The sequence below is a fragment of the Terrabacter sp. RAF57 genome (assembly GCF_052113925.1).
Lineage (GTDB): Bacteria > Actinomycetota > Actinomycetes > Actinomycetales > Dermatophilaceae > Terrabacter.
The window spans coordinates 16,481-33,342 of sequence record NZ_JBFRDT010000030.1; the positions used below are offsets into that span (position 1 = coordinate 16,481).

Annotated in this window: 13 protein-coding genes and 1 pseudogene; 6 read left to right on the plus strand and 8 right to left on the minus strand. The window is 71.1% G+C overall.

Going from position 1 to position 16,862, the window contains the following annotated elements; all coding sequences use genetic code 11:
• Window positions 1–14: 14 nt before the first annotated feature.
• Window positions 15–2,030 (plus strand): phosphocholine-specific phospholipase C, encoded by a 2,016-nt coding sequence (locus tag AB4Y83_RS21360; RefSeq protein WP_442298096.1) that lies wholly within the window; start codon window positions 15–17, stop codon window positions 2,028–2,030.
• Window positions 2,031–2,136: 106 nt separating this feature from the next.
• Here AB4Y83_RS21360 and AB4Y83_RS21365 read toward each other — a convergent pair whose 3' ends face one another.
• From AB4Y83_RS21365 to AB4Y83_RS21385, 5 genes are read right to left on the minus strand one after another with little or no spacing between them, the layout of a single operon-like run.
• Window positions 2,137–3,375 (minus strand): MFS transporter, encoded by a 1,239-nt coding sequence (locus AB4Y83_RS21365; protein ID WP_442275839.1) that lies wholly within the window; start codon window positions 3,373–3,375, stop codon window positions 2,137–2,139.
• A gap of 28 nt (window positions 3,376–3,403) precedes the next feature.
• Window positions 3,404–4,153: a respiratory nitrate reductase subunit gamma gene (narI, locus tag AB4Y83_RS21370; protein WP_442298097.1), complete on the minus strand. Its 750-nt coding sequence runs from the start codon at window positions 4,151–4,153 to the stop codon at window positions 3,404–3,406.
• Window positions 4,150–4,836 (minus strand): nitrate reductase molybdenum cofactor assembly chaperone, encoded by a 687-nt coding sequence (narJ, locus tag AB4Y83_RS21375; protein WP_442275841.1) that lies wholly within the window; start codon window positions 4,834–4,836, stop codon window positions 4,150–4,152. Before narJ ends, narI begins: the two co-directional genes overlap by 4 nt.
• A complete protein-coding gene (gene narH / locus AB4Y83_RS21380) occupies window positions 4,833–6,524 on the minus strand; it encodes a nitrate reductase subunit beta (RefSeq protein ID WP_442298098.1) in 1,692 nt (563 codons plus the stop codon). The genes narJ and narH overlap by 4 nt, the downstream gene beginning before the upstream one ends.
• Complete coding sequence (locus tag AB4Y83_RS21385) at window positions 6,524–10,300, minus strand: nitrate reductase subunit alpha (protein ID WP_442298099.1); 3,777 nt, start codon at window positions 10,298–10,300, stop codon at window positions 6,524–6,526. The genes narH and AB4Y83_RS21385 overlap by 1 nt, the downstream gene beginning before the upstream one ends.
• Before the next feature lie 258 nt (window positions 10,301–10,558).
• Here AB4Y83_RS21385 and AB4Y83_RS21390 point away from each other — a divergent pair, with 258 nt between their 5' ends.
• On the plus strand, window positions 10,559–11,326 hold the full coding sequence (locus tag AB4Y83_RS21390; protein WP_442298100.1) for a helix-turn-helix transcriptional regulator: 768 nt from the start codon (window positions 10,559–10,561) through the stop codon (window positions 11,324–11,326).
• A gap of 79 nt (window positions 11,327–11,405) precedes the next feature.
• Window positions 11,406–11,690: an ANTAR domain-containing protein gene (locus AB4Y83_RS21395; protein WP_442298101.1), complete on the plus strand. Its 285-nt coding sequence runs from the start codon at window positions 11,406–11,408 to the stop codon at window positions 11,688–11,690.
• A gap of 52 nt (window positions 11,691–11,742) precedes the next feature.
• On the opposite strand, the gene AB4Y83_RS21400 is transcribed toward AB4Y83_RS21395, so the two are convergent.
• Window positions 11,743–11,979: a hypothetical protein gene (locus AB4Y83_RS21400; protein ID WP_442275845.1), complete on the minus strand. Its 237-nt coding sequence runs from the start codon at window positions 11,977–11,979 to the stop codon at window positions 11,743–11,745.
• A 40-nt stretch (window positions 11,980–12,019) separates the two neighbouring features.
• Window positions 12,020–12,466, minus strand: coding sequence for a hypothetical protein (locus AB4Y83_RS21405; protein ID WP_442275846.1), 447 nt, complete (start codon window positions 12,464–12,466; stop codon window positions 12,020–12,022).
• A gap of 182 nt (window positions 12,467–12,648) precedes the next feature.
• Here AB4Y83_RS21405 and AB4Y83_RS21410 point away from each other — a divergent pair, with 182 nt between their 5' ends.
• The 3 genes from AB4Y83_RS21410 to AB4Y83_RS21420 all read left to right on the plus strand — a co-directional run bounded on the left by AB4Y83_RS21410 (window position 12,649) and on the right by AB4Y83_RS21420 (window position 15,882).
• Window positions 12,649–14,994, plus strand: coding sequence for a molybdopterin cofactor-binding domain-containing protein (locus tag AB4Y83_RS21410; protein ID WP_442298102.1), 2,346 nt, complete (start codon window positions 12,649–12,651; stop codon window positions 14,992–14,994).
• Window positions 14,995–15,004: 10 nt separating this feature from the next.
• Window positions 15,005–15,481, plus strand: a complete 477-nt coding sequence (locus AB4Y83_RS21415) for a (2Fe-2S)-binding protein (RefSeq protein ID WP_442275848.1) — start codon at window positions 15,005–15,007, stop codon at window positions 15,479–15,481.
• 218 nt (window positions 15,482–15,699) lie between these two features.
• Window positions 15,700–15,882, plus strand: a complete 183-nt coding sequence (locus AB4Y83_RS21420; protein WP_435985684.1) for a hypothetical protein — start codon at window positions 15,700–15,702, stop codon at window positions 15,880–15,882.
• 129 nt (window positions 15,883–16,011) lie between these two features.
• Here the strand turns inward: AB4Y83_RS21420 and AB4Y83_RS21425 are convergent.
• Window positions 16,012–16,862, minus strand: a pseudogene (locus AB4Y83_RS21425) (hypothetical protein); the annotation flags it as partial.

The window sequence follows — 16,862 nt, forward strand, 5'->3', positions numbered from 1 at the left end:
CACCAGGAGTTCCCATGGTCGACCTCGACCGTCGCCGCTTCTTCAAGATCGCCGGTGGCGCCGTCGCCGCGACGATGCTCGACGAGAGCATCGCCCGCGCTGCCGCCATTCCGGCCAACCGGGCCACCGGGTCCCTCAAGGACGTCGAGCACATCGTCGTGCTCATGCAGGAGAACCGTTCCTTCGAGCACTACCTCGGCAGCCTCCGCGGTGTCCGCGGCTTCGGTGACCCGCACCCGGTCCGGCTCCAGAGCGGCAAGGACGTGTGGCACCAGTCCGACGGCACCCGCGACGTCCTGCCCTTCCACCCGAGCGTCGACGACCTCGGCGCCGCCTTCCTCGAGGGTCTGCCGCACAGCTGGACCGACGGGCAGGCCGCCGTCAACCGAGGGCACTACGACGGCTGGGTTCCGGCCAAGGGCACGACGACGATGGCCTACCTCGAGCGCCAGGACGCGGCCTTCCACTACGCGCTGGCCGACGCCTTCACCGTGTGCGACGCCTACTACTGCTCGTTCATCGGCAACACCGACCCGAACCGCTACTACCTGTGGTCCGGGTGGACGGGCAACGACGGCAAGGGTGGTGGCCCCGTGCTCTACAACGACGAGCTCGGCTACGACTGGCGCACCTACCCCGAGCGGCTCGAGCAGGCAGGCGTGTCGTGGAAGGTTTACCAGGACGAGGGCACCGGGCTCGACGCCGCCGGCTCCTGGGGCTGGACGTCGGACCCCTACATCGGCAACTACGGTGACAACTCGCTGCTCTACTTCAACCGCTACCGCAACGCCGGACCGGGAGACCCTTTCTACGAGAAGGCCCGTCGCGGCACGAGGGCGCGCGACGGGCAGGACTACTTCGAGCCCCTGCGCCGGGACGTCGAGGCGGGTACCCTTCCGTCGGTCAGCTGGATCGCGGCTCCCGAGGCGTTCAGCGAGCACTCGAACTGGCCGACGAACTACGGCGCCTGGTACATCTCCAAGGTCCTCGACACCCTGACCTCGAACCCCGAGGTGTGGGCCAGGACCGTCCTGCTCATCACCTACGACGAGAACGACGGCTTCTTCGACCACCTCGTGCCCCCGCACGCGAACTCGCCTGTCATCCCTGGCGCCTCGACGGTGTCGACGGCCGACGAGTTCTACGACGGCGAGCACGGCCCCGGCGCCTACGGCATGGGTCCACGCGTGCCGATGTTCGTCGTGTCGCCGTGGAGCACGGGTGGCTGGGTCTCCTCGGAGACCTTCGACCACACGTCGGTCATCCGGCTCATGGAGACACGCTTCGGGGTCAAGGAGCCCAACATCACGCCGTGGCGACGGTCGGTCGCCGGCGACCTCACCTCGGCCTTCGACTTCTCGAAGACCGTGGAGAAGGTGCCCGCACTGCCGAGCACGACGAGCTGGAAGCCGTTCGACGACCAACGACACCCGTCGTACCGGCCCACGCCGCCCGCGGAGGGGAAGATGCCGTCGCAGGAGCCGGGGACGCGCCCGTCGCGCCCCACCCCTTACGACCTCGTCGTCCGCGAGCAGCAGACCCGCGGGGCCGTCACCGTCGACCTCGACAACCGCGGGCGCCGCGGCACGCACCTCCAGGCACGGCTCGTCGAGCCGGCCGGGCCACCGCACAGCTACACGGTGGGTGCCGGCGACGAGCTGCGGGCGACGTGGCCCGTCAGCGGCGACTACGACATCCACCTGCACGGGCCGAACGGCTTCTTCCGGCGCTTCGCGGGTGACACGAGGACCGACCGCATCCGCGTCGAGGTGACCCGGGTGGGGCGCACGCAGCGGCTCTCGGTCACCGTCGAGGCACCGCGCGGCGTCCCCGTCACGATCGAGGACGCGTACGGCGCCCGCACCACGGTCGGCCGGCGACCCGTCGTCGTCGACACGTCGACCAACGGCGGGTGGTACGACCTCACCGTCGTCGCCGAGGTGGGCACCTTCCTGCGAGGCTTCGCGGGGCACCTCGGGACGGGACGTCCGTCGATCAGCGAGCCGGCGCTGGGTCACGCCCACGGCTGACCCCCCGGCTGGCGTGTGCCGGGTGCCGGGCACCCCGGGTCGAGCGCCCCGGGTGCCCGGTGAGCCCGCCGGCGTCTCCGGCGTCCCCGAGAGACCGTGCCTGCCGTCAGGCCGTTCGTCGACGGTCGCCCGACGAGCGGATCCCGACCTGCGAGAAGACGAGCGCGCAGGCGGCGACGAGTGCGAGCAGGGCGAGCCCGAAGCCGTACTGCGGGAAGACCTTGTCGTAGGTCGCCCCGAGGACGAGGGGCGGGAAGTAGCCGCCGAGGCCGCCGGCGGCGCCGACGAGGCCGGTCACGCTGCCCACCCGCTCCGGCGGTGCGAGGCGCGCGACCCAGGCGAAGACGCCGCCGGTGCCCAGGCCGAGGAAGAAGGCCATCGCGACGAACGACAGGCCCGCCGCCACCTCGAGGGGCGGCCGGAACGCCAGGACGACCGCGAGAACGGTCGTGCCGGAGAGCGAGATGGCGAGGACCGCGCGCGGCCCGATGCGGTCCGACAGCACCCCGCCGATGGGTCGCGCGACGACCGCCGCGACGGCGAAGCCGGCCGTGCGCGTACCCGCTGCCGTGAGGTCGAAGGCGTAGACGTCCTTGAGGAAGGTCGGCAGGTAGGTCGAGAAGGCGACGAAGCCGCCGAACGCCACGGCGTAGAGGAACGACATCTGCCACGTCACCGGCAGCCTGATCGCAGCCGCCAGCTTGGGGACGACGGGGTCGGTGTTCGGCGTCCAGGCCGGTGAGTTGCGCATGGCGGACCAGCAGAGCGCGGCGGTCGCGACGAGCAGGACGGCGATGATGACGTGCGTCAGCGTGTAGCCGAACCACGTCACCATCCGCGGCGTCAGGGCCGATGAGAGCGCCGTCCCGCCCATCCCGGCGCCGAAGACGCCGGTGGCGAACCCGCGCCGATCCGCCTGGTACCACGCGTTGACGAAGGGCACGCCGACCGCGAAGGTCGTGCCCCCGATGCCGAGGAAGAAGCCGAAGAGGAGCATCAGCGGGAACGACCCGAGGTTGCCGGCCAGGGCGACGAGGAGCACGAAGGGCACGGTGAGCAGGGTCAGCACCGGGAACATGACGCGACCGCCGTAGCGGTCGGTGAGCGCGCCCACCGGGATGCGCCCGAGCGAGCCGACGAGCACCGGTGTCGCGACGAGCAGCGCCTTCTGGCTGCTGCTCAGGTGCATCTGCTCGGTGTACCTCACCCCGAGCGGCCCGATGAGGTTCCACGCCCAGAAGGTCACCGCGAAGGCAAAGGTCGCGAGGGCGAGGTTCCGGCCCTGGCCGCTCAGGCCGACCTGCGGCGGGGACGGCGTGGACGCGGTCGGTGCGCTGGTGCTCATGGGTCTCCTCGAGGCAGGGTCGGTCGGGTCAGTGTCTGCGGTCGCGGTCGGAGGTGCCGACGCCGCTCCAGCCGGGCCGGCTGGAGCGGTTGCCGGAGGTCCGGCCGTCGCGCGACCGGTAGACGATGTAGGGCCGGAAGAGGTAGTGCAGCGGGGCCGTGAAGGCGTGGACGAGCCGCGTGAAGGGCCACAGCGCGAAGAGCAGCATCCCGACGATCGCGTGGACGTGGAACTGCACCGGGGCCGCCGCCATCGCCGTCACGTCCGGGCTCAGCAGCAGCACCGACCGGAACCACGGCGAGACGGTCTCGCGGTAGTTGTGTGCCTCGCTGCCCGCCCCGACGCTGATGAGCGTCGTCCAGAGGCCGAGGACGATGGCGCCGACGAGCAGGACGTACATCAGCTTGTCGTTCTTCGTCGTCGCCATGAAGACCGGTCCGGTCGTGCGGCGCCGGTAGACGAGGATGAGGATGCCGGCCAGCGTGCAGACCCCCGCCAGACCGCCGAAGAGCAGGGCGTTGAGGTGGTAGAGCCCCTCGCTGACGCCGACGGCCTCGGTCCACGACTCGGGGATGACGAGTCCGCCGACGTGGCCGACGAAGACGAGCAGGATGCCGAAGTGGAAGAGCGGCGACCCGATGCGCAGCAGGCGCGACTCGTAGAGCTGTGACGACCGGGTCGTCCAGCCGAACTTGTCGTAGCGGTAGCGCCAGACCGTGCCACCGACGAGGCTCGCGATGCAGAGGTAGGGGAGGATGCCCCAGAGGAACGTGCTCACGACCCTCCACCCCTCGGTGCCCCGGACGGGGCCGCTTGCAGCGGAAGCAGCCTCGGGTCGTAGGGCTCGAGCCCGACCGTCTCCGTCGGGTGCGGTCCGCTCAGCCCGACCATCTCCATGACCGCGGCGCGGTCGGGCGGGGACTCCCCGGGAAGGGTCGCGCACACGGCGACGACGGCGGCGGCATACGCGCTCTTCTTCTCCTGCAAGGCGATCCGCAGCAGCTCGAGGCTCGCGCGGTACTCCTGGAGCAGCGCGACGCCGGCCTCCGGGTCGACGCGTGCGGCGAACTCGAGCACCATCGGGAGGTAGTCGGGCAGCTCTCCGTGCGTGTCGACGACAGCGCCACTGCTGCGGTATGCCGTCTTGAACCGTCCGAGCACCTCGCCCCGCCGGCGCGTGTCGCCGTCGGTCCAGTAGGACAGGTAGAGCGCGTGCTTGCGGCTGAGGTCGAAGGTGTCGACGTAGGCACGCTGGAGATCGTCCAGGGCGGCTCCGTCGAGGTGCGTGACGACGCTCGCCAGCGCTGTGGCGGCGGCCGAGTCGCCCTGCTCCGCAAGGGCATCGCGCATCGAGGGAAGCCCGGCGACGAGCTCGGCCGTCGGGTAGTCGAGGCAGCGTCCGGCGACGAGGTGCACGACGCGTTCGTCCCGTGGTGCCGCCCGCCCGCGCAGGCCGATCACGGCGCGTCCCCGTCCGAGCGGCCCGGGAAGAGGCCCGGGGGAGCGCCGTTGCCGTCCCAGTTGAGCAGGTTGACCCGTCCGGTCAGGGAGCCGGACTCGGTCGTCGCCATCGCCGTGTCGGAGGTCTGCCGCTGCTTGAGTGCGTTGAACGTCTCGACGGCCACCGGCGCCGGACGTCCGCTCGCCTCGCCGAACGGACCTGACTCGTACATGCCCGGCCCCTCGTCGAAGTCGAGCGAGCAACCGATCTCCTCGAGCTCGTGGGCCCGCTCGACGTGCGCCGTGGGGATGACGTAGCGGTCGGCGTACTTCGCGATCGCCATGAGGCGGTACATCTCGTAGAGCGACTCCTCGCTCATGCCGACCGCCGCGGGGATCGCGGGGTCGCCGTCGCGGCCCAGCGACACGTCGCGCATGTAGGCGCGCATCGCGGCGAGCTTCTGGAGCACGCCGGTGACGATGTCGGTGCGGCCGGCCGTGAAGAGCTCGGCGAGGTAGTCGACGGGGATGCGCAGCGCCTCGATCGCGCCGAAGAGCACGGTCCGGTCCTCGGCGTCGTGACCCTGCGACGAGAGGACGTCGACGATCGGCGACAGCGGCGGGACGTACCAGACCATCGGCATCGTGCGGTACTCCGGGTGCAGCGGCAGGGCCACCCGGTAGGTCTTGGCGAGCGCGTAGACGGGCGAACGCCGCGCCGCGTCCATCCAGTCGTCCGGTATGCCGTCACGCCGGGCAGCGGCGACGACCTCGGGGTCGCTCGGGTCGAGCAGGAGGTCGAGCTGCGCCTCGTAGAGGTCGCCCTCGTCGGGGGTCGCTGCCGCGGCCGTGACGCGGTCGGCGTCGTAGAGGAAGAGGCCGAGGTAGCGCAGCCGCCCGACACACGTCTCGGAGCAGACCGTCGGCAGCCCCACCTCGACGCGGGGGTAGCAGAAGGTGCACTTCTCGGCCTTGCCGCTCTTGTGGTTGAAGTAGATCTTCTTGTACGGGCATCCCGTGATGCACTGCCGCCACCCGCGGCACCGGTCCTGGTCGACGAGGACGATGCCGTCCTCCTCGCGCTTGTAGATCGCGCCCGACGGGCACGAGGCCATGCACGACGGGTTGAGGCAGTGCTCGCAGATGCGCGGCAGGTAGAACATGAAGGTCTTCTCGAGCTCGAAGCGGACCTTCTCCTCCGACTCGCGCCGCACCGACGCGTTGAGCTTCGCGACGATGGGGTCGAGGTGTCCCATCTCGCTCGCGCCGCCGAGGTTGTCGTCCCAGTTGGCCGACCACGTGATCTTCGTGTTCTCGCCGGTGATGAGCGACTTCGGCCGGGCGACCGGGAAGTCGTCATCGAGCGGTGCCTCGATGAGGGTCTGGTAGTCATAGGTCCAGGGCTCGTAGTAGTCGGCGAGCTTGGGCTGCACGGGGCTCGCGAAGATGCCCAGGAGCTTCTGCACCCGGCCACCCGCCTTGAGCTTGAGACTGCCGCGGTGGGTGAGCGTCCAGCCGCCCTTCCACGTCTCCTGGTCCTCGTAGCGGCGCGGATACCCCTGTCCCGGGCGGGTCTCCACGTTGTTGAACCAGACGTACTCGGTGCCGGCGCGGTTGGTCCACGCCTGCTTGCACGTGACCGAGCACGTGTGGCACCCGATGCACTTGTCGAGGTTCATCACCATGCCCATCTGGGCCATGACACGCATCAGTACGTCACCTCCTGCGAGCGCTTGCGCACCGTCGAGACCATGTCGCGCTGGTTGCCCGTCGGTCCGAGGTAGTTGAACGTGTAGGACAGCTGGGCGTAGCCGCCGATGAGGTGGGTCGGCTTCACGAGCAGCCGCGTCACCGAGTTGTGGATGCCGCCGCGGCGACCGGTCGCCTCCGACTTCGGCACGTCGATCGTGCGCTCCTGCGCGTGGTGGACGTAGACGACGCCCTCCGGCATGCGGGGGCTGACGATCGCCCGGCCGACGAGCACGCCGTTGGTGTTGAGGCACTCGACCCAGTCGTTGTCGGCGACGTCGATGGAGCCGGCGTCCTGCGGACTCATCCACACCGTCGGGCCGCCGCGTGAGAGCGAGAGCATGAGCAGGTTGTCCTGGTACTCCGAGTGGATCGACCACTTGGAGTGGGGCGTCAGGTAGCGGACGGTGACCTGCTTCGACCCGTCGGGCCCGAGCTTCGGCTCGCCGAAGAGGCGGTGCATGTCGAGGGGTGGCCGGTAGATGGGCAGCGCCTCGCCGAGGTCCTGCATCCAGTCGTGGTCGAGGTAGAAGTGCATCCGACCGGTGAGGGTGTGGAAGGGCTTGAGGCGCTCGATGTTGACGGTGAAGGGCGCGTAGCGCCTTCCGCCGGTCTCGGAGCCCGACCACTCGGGCGAGGTGATGACGGCAACCGGTGCACTCTGCGTGTCGGCGAAGGTGACGTGCTTCTCCTCCGAGCCCTCGGCGAGGTCGACGAGCTTCTTGCCGACCCGCTCCTCGAGGGTGCGGAAGCCCTGCACCGCGAGGTGACCGTTCGTCGTGCCGGAGAAGGTGAGGATCGCCTCGGCCAGCTTCGCGTCGGTGTCGATCGCCGGACGGCCGTCACCGGCGCCCCCGAGCATGACGCCGTTCTTGGCGGCGAGGCGGGCCACCTCCTCCTCGACCCGGTAGGTGACGTTCTTGACCGTGAAGCCGAGGCTGTCGGCGAGCGGGCCCACGGTGGCGAGCTTCTCGCTGATCGCGGTGTAGTCGCGCTCGACGAGCTGGAAGACCGGCATCGTCCTGCCCGGCACGCCAGGGTGCCCCGTGGCCCGCCAGTCGACCGCGCGCCCACCGGGTTGGGCCGTCTCGCCGGGTGTGTCGTGCATGAGCGGCACGCTGACGAGGTCCCTGCGGACTCCGAGATGGGTGCGCGCGAGGTCCGAGAGCTTCTCGGCGAGGAGGTGGAAGAGCTCGAAGTCGCTCTTGGCCTCCCACGGTGGGTCGATGGCGGGCGTGAAGGCGTGTACGAAGGGGTGCATGTCGGTCGAGCTGAGGTCGTGCTTCTCGTACCACGTCGCTGCGGGCAGGACGATGTCGGAGAGCAGCGTCGTCGACGTCATGCGGAAGTCTGCCGAGAGCAGCAGGTCGAGCTTGCCCTCCGGCGCCTTCTCATGCCATTTCACCTCGGACGGCCTTGGTGCCAAAGGGTTCTCGCTGCCGAGGACGTTGTGGTGCGTGCCGAGCAGGTTGCGCAGGAAGTACTCGTTGCCCTTGGCCGAGGACCCCATGAGGTTGCTTCGCCACAGCACGAGGGTGCGCGGCCAGTTCTCCGGAGCGTCGACGTCCTCGATCGCCGAGGTCAGCGTGCCGTCGTGCAGGGCGCCGGCGACGTAGGCCGCCGGGCTGGCGGCGGTGCCTGCGTCGACGGCCGCCTGGGCGTCCTCCGCCACCTGGAGCGGGTTCGTGCCGAACTGCGGGTAGAACGGCATCCACCCCATCCGGGCGGACTGCGCGATGGTGTCGGCCGTGTGCTTGCCGGCCAGATGCCCTCTGGCCAGAGGTGAGTTGAGCGAGTCCGCGGAGTAGCCGTCGTTGCGCCACTGGTCGGTGTGCATGTACCAGTACGACGTGCCCGTCATGGTGCGCGGCGGCCGGCCCCAGTCGAGGGCGTTGGCGAGGGAGATCCAGCCGGTGATCGGTCGGCACTTCTCCTGGCCGACGTAGTGCGCCCAGCCGCCGCCGTTCCGGCCCATGCAGCCGGTGAGGATCAGCAGCGAGAGGATGGCCCGATAGGTCGCGTCACCGTGGAACCACTGGCAGATGCCCGCGCCCATGATGATCATCGAGCGCCCTTGCGACTGCTCGGAGTTCGTGGCGAACTCGCGAGCGATGCGGATGCACTGCTCTGCGGGCACGCCGGTGATCTCCGCCTGCCAGGCTGGCGTGTAGGGCGCGGTGACGTCGTCGTAACCCCTGGGCCAGCTGCCCGGCAGTCCTTCTCGCTCGACGCCGTACTGCGCGAGCATGAGGTCGTAGACGGTCGTCACGAGGTGGCCGCCGACGCGCCGGGCGGGGACTCCTCGACGCAGCACCGAGCCGGTCCCGTCGGGCTCGACGAACGCCGGGAGCAGCACCTCGACGGCCTCGGCGGCGCCGCCCGTCATCGTCAGCGCGGGGGCCACGCCGTCGAGGTCGAGGTTCCATCGGCCCTTGCCGGAGTCCGCGTAGCGGAAGCCCATCGAGCCGTTCGGCACGACCGGCTGTCCGGTCACCTCGTCGAGCAGCACCGTCTTCCAGGCATCTTCGTCGGGAACGGCGGCGCCATCAGCCGAGAGGTCGGACGCGGTGAGGAACTTGCCGGGCACGAAGGGGGCGCCGGCCCCCTCACCCGACGCGGCGGCATACGGCTCCTCGGGTGCCTCCAGACGGATGAGGAAGGGGAGGTCGCTGTAGGTGCGCACGTAGTCGGTGAAGAAGGGCACCTCACGGTCGACGAAGAACTCCTTGAGGAGCACGTGGCCCATGGCCATCGCGAGCGCCGCATCGGTGCCGGCCTGGGCCGGCATCCACTCGTCGGCGAACTTCGTGTTGTCGGCGTAGTCGGGGCTGACCGTGACGATCTTCGTGCCGCGGTAGCGGACCTCGGCCATCCAGTGCGCGTCGGGCGTGCGGGTCACAGGGACGTTGGAGCCCCACATCATGAGGTAGGTCGCGTCCCACCAGTCGCCCGACTCCGGCACGTCGGTCTGGTCGCCGAAGACCTGCGGGCTGGCGACGGGCAGGTCGGCGTACCAGTCGTAGAAGCTCGTCATGACGCCGCCGATGAGCTGGATGAAGCGGGTGCCGACGCAGTGCGACACCATCGACATCGCGGGGATCGGCGAGAAGCCCGCGACGCGGTCGGGGCCGTACTCCTTGATCGTGTGGACGTGCGCGGCGGCCGCGATCTCGACGGCCTCGCCCCACGACGCGCGCACGAGGCCGCCCTTGCCGCGGGCGCTCTGGTAGCGGCGACGCTTGTCGGGATCGGTCGTGATCTCGTGCCAGGCGGCCACCGGGTCGCCGAGGCGGGCCTTGGCCTCGCGGTACATCTCGAGGAGGACGCCGCGCACGTAGGGGTAGCGGACGCGCGTGGGGGAGTAGGTGTACCAGGAGAAGGCCGCGCCGCGCGGGCAGCCACGGGGCTCGTACTCCGGTCGGTCGGGGCCGACGGACGGGTAGTCGGTCTGCTGCGTCTCCCACGTGATGATCCCGTCCTTGACGTAGACCTTCCACGAGCAGGAGCCGGTGCAGTTGACCCCGTGGGTCGAGCGGACGACCTTGTCGTGGCTCCACCGGTCGCGGTAGAAGACGTCGCCCGCTCGCCCGCCCTCGCGGAAGACGGCACGCCCGTCGTCGGACTCCTCCCAGCGCGTGAAGAACCGACCGGCGCGGAGCAGCGCGGCCGATGCCGGGCCGTCGACCCCACCCCGGGCCGTGTCGGTGCTGCGGAAGGCCGCGCTCACGGGTGCCACCCCGGTCGGGCACCGTGATGGGGCAGGAGAGGCATGAGTCCTCCAAATCGACGATGGGGGGCGCATCGAAGCGAGCGGCTGCGCGCGTTCGACGACCGCCGTGGCACGACCCCGGTGTCCCCGAACTGAGCGCAACGCTACTGCTCCCAGCAGGTTCCGGCGCGGCAAACGACTATCGGACCACCGGCGTTCTCGAGCTCGCTTCTCGTTGAGGCAGGCTCTGGCCTATCCTCTAAATCAACGAAAAGGAGGATCGGCGTGCCAGGTGCCATCCGCAGCGACGTCCAGACATCGCCCATGCGTCGGGCCGTCCTCGACCTGCTCGCGGACGCCGGCGACCCGGTCGGGGCCCGCGACGCCTCCGTCGGGACGCCCGGCCGCGAAGGAGGCGGGCTCAGCGCCTCCGAGGTCGGTGCCGCCCTCGGCCTCCACGTCACCACCGCCCGCTTCCACCTCGAGCGGCTCGTCGCCGCCGAGCTGGTCGCGACCGTGCACCGGCGCGGCGCCGTGGGTCGGCCCCGCAAGATCTACGTCGACGCCCGCAGCGCGCGGCCGGGCCTTGCGAGCCAGGAGGCCCTGCATGCCTTCACCGAGCTGCTGACGAGCGCCTGGTCCGACGCGGCGGACGGCTTGCCCGGCGACCCCGAGGGCGCCGGAGAGCGCTGGGTGCGGGGACGGCGCGAGGAGCCCGCGCCGCCGCCGGCCTCGACCCCGGGTGGCTGGCTCGGCAAGGTCGGCATGGCCGTCGACCTGCTCGACGAGTGGGGCTACCGGCCCGAGCTGGCCACCTCCGAGGGTGGCCGTACCGTCGAGCTCACCCTCAACGACTGTCCCTTCCTCTCGATGGCGCGGGCCCACCCGGAGGTCGTGTGCGCCATCCACCGGGGGCTGATCCGCGGCACCATGACCGCCGTCGGCGAGGAGGGCGCCGAGGTCGAGCTGCGGCCCTTCGTCACTGATCGCACGTGCTCGGCACGTCTCACGACGCCAGCCACCTTCCGTCGCGAGCGGCCCGCTCGGGCCTGACGCCGCACGGTCAGGTCGGGTCCGAGCCGGCTGGCGGCCGCGGTGAGAGGACCGGGCACCCGCCGGGTATGGGTGCGGGGTGAGCACGTCGTCAGCGCCCGGAGCCCCGCGCGGCCGGTCAGAGGGCGCCATCGGCCGGGGCGTCGGCCGGACCCTCGACCGGTCCTCGGCGACCTCAGGGCGGTCGGGTCCGTCCGACGGCATCGACCTCGCAGTGGCCGTCGACCTCGTGGTGGTGCACCGCGGCCTGACCGCCGACGAGGCCCACGCGCTGCTGTGCAGGCACGCCGAGGCGACCGGTCGCGACCTCGACGACGTGGCGAGCGACGTCATCGACCTCGGGACCTCGCGCCTGCCGCGCTGAGGGGCAACCGCGGGATCTCGCGCCTCGTCGGCGAGTGGCTCGCCGGCGTCGGCTAGGGCTCGGGGGGAGCCTCGCCGTTGGCCACGGTCTCGACCCAGTCGACGGCGGCGTCCGAGAGCTCCAGCCCGTCAGGCCCACGGCCGGCGACCCACCAGGCGTCGGGGTCGACGGGACCGCTGACTCGCGTGATGTCCTCGACGACCTCGAGCGGGAGCGGTTCGCCGTTGTGGGCGACGATCCAGTCCCGGGTCTCGGGTCGCACGGCGGACCACCACGTCTCGAGTGACATGAGCCCACTGTCGCAGCCTCGCGGGCCCACGTCGAGGGACTCAGCCCGCAGGCGCCGGAACCCGTGACGGAGGGGCGAGCAGCCGGCGCACGACGAGCCGGCTCAGCAGGAGCGTGAGGATGAGCAGCGTCACCGACACGAACCCGCCGAGGCTGACGCTGTCGCCGAAGACGAGATCGATGGTCTTGAGCACGACGAACGTGCTGCCGACGAGGACGCCCCACAGGAGCAGCCCGGCGCCGACCTTGCCCACGGCGCTGCGCGCGGCGGCGAACCGGCCCTTCGCCCGCTTCTTCACCGCGACGACGACCTCGAGGACTCCCGTGAGCAGGACCGCCGTGAGCAGCGACAGCGTGAAGGTCTCGCTGATGACCGCTGGGACGTACTCGATGAAGAGGTTGAGCACGACGACGTAGACGAAGACGTCGACGACGTCGGTGGCGCGCCCGGTAGTCGATCGGGGCGTCGGATCGACCTGACTGGGCACGGAACGCACTGTAGGGGTGCCATCTCGCGGCGCCCGTGACATCGCGCCACGTCGGCTCGTTGGGGCAGGACAATCCGGATCCGCCTGTTGCGGCGAACCACGGAGGCACCACCACGTGCGACCCGCCCCCACCCCACGGCACCCCGGTCGCACGTGCACGTTCCGAGAAGGGACCCCAGTCGATGACGACGACGCCCGGCCACCCGCACGCCCAGAGCTCCGTCCGAGCCCATGGCTCACCACCCGACGGCGTCAGCCGAAGGCGCTTCATCGGCTTCGTCGTCGCCGGGGCCACGCTCACCGTCGCGGCGGAGGTCGGCGGCGCCGCTCCTGCCTCGGCCGCGGTCCCCAGTGCGCCGCAGCTGCCCGAGCTCTACGACCTCGGCGACCTCCAGACCCACTCGGCGCTCCCGACGTCGCAGCTGATCACCATCACCGTCGACGACCACGGCCACGCCCACTTCGCGATCCCGCGGATGGAGGTCGGGCAGGGCATCACGACGGCCGCGGCCATGATCATCGCCGACGAGCTCTCGATGCGCGTCGAGGACGTACGCGTGACGCTGGCCCCCGCGCGCCCCGAGCTCGTCTTCAACCAGCTCACCGGCGGGTCCAACACGATGCAGTCGATGTTCACCCCGATCCGGGTGGCCGCCGCGGTGGCCCGTGGGGCTCTCCTGGAGGCCGCGGCGACCGCGCTCGGCGCCACCGTGGCCTCGCTCGTCGCCAAGGGCGGGGTCGTCACCGCTCCGGACGGCAGCACGCGAACGTACGCCGAGCTGTCGGCCTCCGCCGCGAGCTCGACGACGACGGCCGTGGACGTCGAGCTCGCGGCGACGAGCTCGTTCGACGTCATCGGCACTCCCCGCAGCCGGGTCGACGCGCTCGATGCCGTGACGGGGCGCAAACGCTTCACCATGGACCTCGACGTGCCTGGCGCCCTGCCGACGATGGTGTGCCGCCCGCCCACGCTCAACGGATCGCCGCGCAGCGTCGACAATCTCGCGGCCGTCCGGGCCCTGCCCGGCGTCACCGACGTCGTCGTCGTCGACACGGGTGTCGCCGTGCGGGCCGAGACGTTCGGCCAGTGCATCGACGCCGTCCGCGCCCTCCGGGTCACGTGGGACGGCGGCCCGGTCGAGGGCGAGTCGGACGACTCGGTGCTGCGCCGGCTCAAGGCCGCAGAGCTGCCCATGACCGTGCCCAAGGTGCCGCTGCTGGCGCAGACCGTCGACCTGCGCTTCGAGTTCATGTTCCGCAGCAGCGCCGCCCTCGAGCCCAACTGCGCCATCGCCGACGTCCGCGACGACCGCGCCACGGTCTGGGCCGGCCTCAAGGCTCCCATCGTCGCCCAGCGCAACATCGCCAAGGCCCTCGGCCTGCCGATCGCCCGCGTCGCCGTCAACGTCGTGACCGGCGGAGGGTCCTTCGGGCACAAGCTCTTCGGTGACGCGGCGATCGAGGCCGCGAAGATCTCCCGGGCCATGGGCAAGCCCGTCAAGCTCATGTGGCACCGCGCCGACGAGCCCCGTCAGGGGCGCACGCACCCGATGGCGACGTCACGGATCCGCGCCACGCTGCTCGCGGGGGAGGTGCTCACCTTCGAGCAGCGGCACACGAGCATCAAGACCGACTTCTCGCACGGCCTGGGCGAGCGGCTGACCGCGATGGCGTCAGAGCTCCCCGCCGGCCTGGGCAACCTCGGTCTGGCCGAGTCGATCTTCACGCTGACCCAGGAGCTGCCCTACGACTTCGGGGTCGTGACCCAGCTGCTGGGCGAGGTCGACATGGGCTTCAACACCGGCAGCATGCGCAACATCTACTCGCCCGACGTCGCCTGCGCCAACGAGCTGTTCATCGACCAGCTCGCCAAGAAGATGCGCAAGGACCCGCTCGCCTTCCGTCTGGCGTTCCTGCGCAACGAGCGCGTCAAGTCCTGCCTGCGCAAGGTCGCCGAGGTCGGGCAGTGGGGACGGTCGATGCCGTCCGGCACCGCCCAGGGGATCGCGATCCACTCGGAGTACAAGGGCGCGACGGCGGTCCTCGTCGAGATCGACTGCCGCCCCGAGACCGTGAACCGGCAGGTCCGAGACGCCGTGACCGGTCCCCGCGTCACCAAGGCGGTCATCGCCATCGACGCCGGGCTCGTCGTCAACCCGCGCGGACTCGAGGCGCAGATGATGGGCGGCGTCTCCGACGGCATCGCGCTCGCCCTGACGAGCAGCAACCACCTGCAGGACGGTCACTTCCTCGAGGCGAGCTGGGACAACTACTTCTACACGCGCCAGTGGAACGTGCCCCCGACCTTCGAGTGCATCGTCATGCCCTCGGACGCCGAGCTCCCCGGCGGCGCGGGTGAGGCCGGCGTCGCCGCCTCCGTCGCCGCCACGGCGTGTGCCTACGCCCGCGCCACCGGCACCGTCCCGACCCGGTTCCCGGTCAACCACGGGACCGTGTCGTTCACCCCGAAGACCTTCGTCCCCCCGGTGCCGCCGTCGCCCACCGACGGCCTCGCCCACACCTACTGAGGAGCACCCCATGGCACAGCACACCTTCCGGGTGAACGGCGAGTCCGTCACCGTCGACGTGGCCGACGACGTGCGGCTCCTCTGGGTCCTGCGCGACGTCCTCGGCATCACCGGGCCCAAGTACGGGTGCGGCATCAACGTCTGCAAGGCCTGCACCTCGCACCTCAACGGCAAGGCCTTCAACCCCTGCTCGGTGCAGGTCAAGGACGTCGGCCCCGACGACGAGATCACGACGATCGAGGGCCTGCCCGACACGGTGGGCGCCGACCTGCATCCCATGCAGGAGGCGTGGCTGCAACGGGACGTCGCCCAGTGCGGCTACTGCCAGCCCGGCCAGATCATGGCGGCGGTGGCGCTCGTGCGCAGGGTGAGGGCCGAGGGCCGCGCCATCACCGACGACGACCTCGACGGCATCCGCAACGTCTGTCGGTGCGGCACGTACACCCGCATCCGCGAGGCGATCCGGGACGGCGCGGAGCGCATGTAGCTCCGGCGCCGGCCGTCGACCAGCGGTCGGTCGACGGCCCACCGACGGCCGCGCGCCTTTCCGGCCGCGGCCGTCGGCTGACGATCCCTTGCACGTTTCTTGGGACTTTCTTGCAGAAACTCGGGCAATAGGGACGTATCCGCCCTTTGCGGCTGGTACACCTACTCCTGGAGACCGGCCAAGGGTAGAGCCGGGTGCCGCGACCAGGGAGAACCACGATGAGTGCAGTGACGGCGGCCGACGACGAGACGTTCGCGACCGTGATGACCGGCAGCGAGCGGGCAGCGATGCTCGAGCGTCTCGCGCAGGTGTGCACGACGAGCGTGGTCGCACCGGTCGGCGCGGCGCGGAACCGAGCAGGGCACTCCGCGCGTTCACTGGTCATGTGGCGTTGCCCCTGACGGGATCCCCCGTTACCGTCGAACCACACCCCGAGCACCCCGCCGTCCGCGGCGCCCCGCCCCAGATCTGAGGCACGGCCACCCGAACGCGGTCGGCGGGGCTCGGCACACCTCGGCGAGCCGTTGCCGTCAGAGCTGGCGGCTGCTCAGCACCGAGGAGCGGTCGATCTTGAGGATGCCGCCGTCGTCGACGAGGGAGTATGCCGTCCGCTCCTCGAACCGACGCCCGTCGTCGAAGGCGTAGCGCAAGGTCGCCACGACCGACCGCGGTGCCGACCCGGTTGCCTGGCGGACGTCGACGGAGGAGACGGAGCCCCAGAAGCGCTCGTAGGTCGCGCGGCTGCCGGACGTCGTGGACCGGTAGCGGTCGGTCAGGCGCGCCCACCCCGCGTCCGTGTTGCCGGGGAGCAGCGCGTAGTAGTCCCGCACGGCGCGCGCGAGCTCGGCATCCGTCGGGCGCCCCGACACCGTCGTGGACGGAGCCGGCGAAGGAGCCGTGGACGGCGTGTTCGACGGGGTCGCCGGGCGCGTGCTGGTCGGAGCGGTCGTCGAGGGCGAGGGCGACTCGGCCCGCGATGTCCTCGGCGACGTCGGCGGTCGCGTCACGCTGGGCGTCCTCGGGCTGCTCGACGCGACCGGCGGCGCAGCCTGGCCGCCGGGGTCGGTGGTGTCGCGCTGCAGGCCCCAGATGGCCAGGCCGGCGCCCGCGAGCACGAGGAGGGCCACGACGAGGAGCACGGCGGAGCGGCGGCGGCCCGGGGCCTCGCCGTCCCGGTCCACGTCAGCGCCACCCACGCCACCCTCGTCACCGCCGGTCTCGAGCCGCGTCGCGTCGGAGGGTGGAGTCGCCATGACTCGCGCCGGCGCGTCGGTGGCGCCGGACGCCCCCGCCGCTGGCAGTCGGCTCGTGACCGAGGTGTCGCCGCCCAGGTTGTCGCCGGCGAGCGACGCTGCGCCGCCCGCGGCCGCTGCTCCCGCGG